Origin of the sequence: Cryobacterium sp. 10I1, from assembly GCF_035019805.1 — a bacterium.
Taxonomy (GTDB): domain Bacteria; phylum Actinomycetota; class Actinomycetes; order Actinomycetales; family Microbacteriaceae; genus Cryobacterium; species Cryobacterium glucosi.
On the sequence record NZ_JASJVF010000333.1, the window covers coordinates 1 to 2941 of the forward strand.

Consider the following 2941-nt stretch of genomic DNA (forward strand, 5'->3'; position numbering starts at 1 on the left):
CGGCCGGCGGTGTCGACGCTGTCTACCCGGCTGCCGCCACGGTAGGTGACGCCGGGGGTCTCCCAGAGTGCCCGGTCGCCGAGGGTGAGGTCCTCGGAGTCGACGAGGCGGCGGGACAGGGCGACCCGGTCGTACGGCAGGTGGTCCTCATCGCCGAGGACGAGGAGTTCGCGGCCATGACCCGGGGTGGACCTGGCCTGCATGGCCTCGGTGAACCGGTGTGCGGCGGGGCCGCCGCCGATGACGAGGACGCGTCGGGGGGCGCCGGACGGCCCTGAGTGAGCCTGAGCGGCGTCGAACGTGACGTTGTCCATGGCGGAGCCTTCCGTAGGTGGTGCTGCCAGCCTAAAAGGGCCGCGTTTCCCCTCGGTTGCGCCCATGTAACAAGGTGTGACCGGGACCTCACCGGCCCGCCCGGGGAGGGTGAGGACTTCTTTACGCATTCGACGCGTCCGGCGCGGACCCGCGAAACGTGGCCGATTTAGCGTGAGGGAATCGCCCACCCGGCAGGCATACCTCACAGAAAGCGGGATCACTCGTGAACCACCCCGGCACCTGGATCCGCGTCTGTTCCCTCGACGAACTCGAGCCGCTCTGGGGCGAAGCCGCCCTCGTCGGCGATGAGCAGCTCGCCATCCTGCTGCTTCCGAACGGCGGCCTCTACGCCGTCGACAACCGTGACCCCGCAACCGGGTCGTTCGTGATGAGCCGCGGCATCGTCGGCTCGCGCGGTGACCGGTTCACCATCGCCTCGCCCCTGCACAAGCAGGTCTACGACCTCGAGACCGGCGAATGCTTCACCACCGCCGAGTACTCGCTGCGCACCTATCCGGTCAGGGTCGAGGACGGCGAGGTGCATGTGCACCTCTCCGAAGCCGCCTGACGTTTCCCCCGACGTTTCCCCTGACTCTTTCCCCGATCTTCCCCTGTCCGTCCCCTGCACACCCCTCCCGAGGAGAACACCATGACTGCAGTCGATACCCCCACAACCGGTCTCCGCACCGGCCCGAGCCTCGTCCACCGCCCCGGCCGATGGATCGACAACTGGAACGCCGAAGACACCACCCAGTGGAACGACGGCGGCAAGGCCATCGCCTCCCGCAACCTGAAGTGGTCGATCTTCGCCGAATTCCTCGGCTTCGTGATCTGGCAGCTCTGGAGCATCGTCGTCGTGCAGCTGCCCAAGGCCGGCTTCACCTTCGACACCGGCCAGATCTTCTGGCTCATCTCGATGCCGAGCCTCGTCGGTGCGACGCTCCGCTTCCCATACACGTTCATGGTGGCCCGCTTCGGCGGCCGCAACTGGACCATCATCTCCGCCGGCCTGCTCCTGATCCCGTCGATCGCCCTCGGGATCTGCGTCGGCAACCCGGCCACCCCGTTCCCGGTGATGCTCTTCGTGGCTGCTCTCGCCGGCCTCGGCGGCGGCAACTTCGCAAGCTCGATGTCCAACATCACCTACTTCTACCCGCAGAGCCAGAAGGGCTGGGCCCTCGGACTCAACGCGGCGGGAGGCAACCTCGGTGCCGCCGTCGCCCAGCTCGTCGTCCCGATCGTGATCACCATCGGTGCCGCCGGAACACTCAACCTCTCGCTCGCCGGCTGGTTCTGGGTGCCGTTCATCCTCGTCGCGATGTGGGGCGCCTGGAAGCACATGGACAACCTGTCGAGCGCCAAGGCCGACTTCGCCGGTTCGCTCGCCGCGCTCCGCGAACCGCACCTCTGGATCCTCGCCCTGCTCTACATCGGCACCTTCGGCTCCTTCATCGGCTTCGCGAGCGTCTTCCCGAAGCTCATCGCCGACCAGTTCCCGGCATACTCGACCTTCCACATCATGGCCGCGTCGATCTCCCTCGCCTTCCTCGGCGCCCTCGTCGGTTCCCTCGCCCGCCCGGCCGGCGGCAAGCTCGCCGACCGTTTCGGCGGAGCCCGCGTCACGATCGCGGCCTTCGGCGTGATGGCCCTCGGCGCGCTGCTCGTGATCGCGGTGCTCTCCCTCGGCAACTTCTGGCTGTTCCTCGCGAGCTTCCTGCTCATCTTCGTCGCGACCGGTGTCGGCAACGGGTCGACGTACCGGATGATCCCGAGCGTCTTCGCCGCCCGCAGCGGCGTCAGCGACGCCCACACCAACTCGGGCGACGTGAGCACCCAGCGGAAGACCGCAGCAGCCCTCGGCCTCATCTCCGCGATCGGCGCATACGGCGGATTCATCATTCCCCAGGTCCTCGGCAACTCGAAGATCGCGACCGGCAGCTACACCGGCGCGATCTACGGTTTCATCGGCGCCTACCTCGTGATGATGGCCGTCACCGCGTTCTTCTACCTCCGCCGCGGCTCCTCCGTGGCCGGGCAGCGCATCTAGCGCGCGCCCGTTCCCGCGCCATCACCGACGCCACCAGCAACAGGAGACCCCGTGACCGCACCCCTCGCATCCGCCGCCCGCCCGGGCGTCGACACGCACTGCCCATACTGTGCGCTGCAGTGCGCGATGACCCTGACACCGACGTATGCCGAGATCGGCATGCAGTCGGGTGGTGCCGGTGCTGGCACGGATACCGCGGCGCGGCCCGGTCTGACCGTCGCCGGCCGGGCGTTCCCCACCAACCGGGGCGGCCTGTGCAAGAAGGGCTGGACCTCCGCGGAACTGCTCACATCCCCGGAACGGATCCTGACCCCGATGCTCCGGCAACCGGACGGCGGCTTCGCCCCGGCGAGCTGGGCGGAGGCGCTCGACCTCGTGGCCGAGCGGCTCGCCGGGAGCCGGGCGCGGCACGGCGCCGACTCGGTCGGGGTGTTCGGCGGCGGCGGGCTGACCAACGAGAAGGCCTACCAGCTGGGCAAGTTCACCCGGGTCGCGCTCGGCTCTTCCCGGATCGACTACAACGGCCGGTTCTGCATGTCCTCGGCCGCGGCAGCGGGCAACCGTGCCTTCGGCGTAGAC

3 protein-coding genes and 1 pseudogene are annotated in these 2941 nt (G+C 68.7%); 3 read left to right on the forward strand and 1 reads right to left on the reverse strand.

Annotation, left to right across the window (positions count from 1 at the left end; translation table 11 throughout):
• Positions 1 to 314, reverse strand: a pseudogene (locus QN345_RS17510) (hypothetical protein); the annotation flags it as partial.
• A gap of 224 nt (positions 315 to 538) precedes the next feature.
• Between QN345_RS17510 and nirD the strand changes: the two are divergent.
• The 3 genes from nirD to QN345_RS17525 all read left to right on the forward strand — a co-directional run.
• Positions 539 to 883 (forward strand): nitrite reductase small subunit NirD, encoded by a 345-nt coding sequence (gene nirD / locus QN345_RS17515; protein ID WP_134449583.1) that lies wholly within the window; start codon positions 539 to 541, stop codon positions 881 to 883.
• An 81-nt stretch (positions 884 to 964) separates the two neighbouring features.
• On the forward strand, positions 965 to 2362 hold the full coding sequence (locus QN345_RS17520; protein WP_134449584.1) for an MFS transporter: 1398 nt from the start codon (positions 965 to 967) through the stop codon (positions 2360 to 2362).
• Between the two features lie 51 nt (positions 2363 to 2413).
• Positions 2414 to 2941: molybdopterin oxidoreductase family protein (locus tag QN345_RS17525; RefSeq protein WP_323508972.1), on the forward strand; the 528-nt coding region annotated here is incomplete at its 3' end.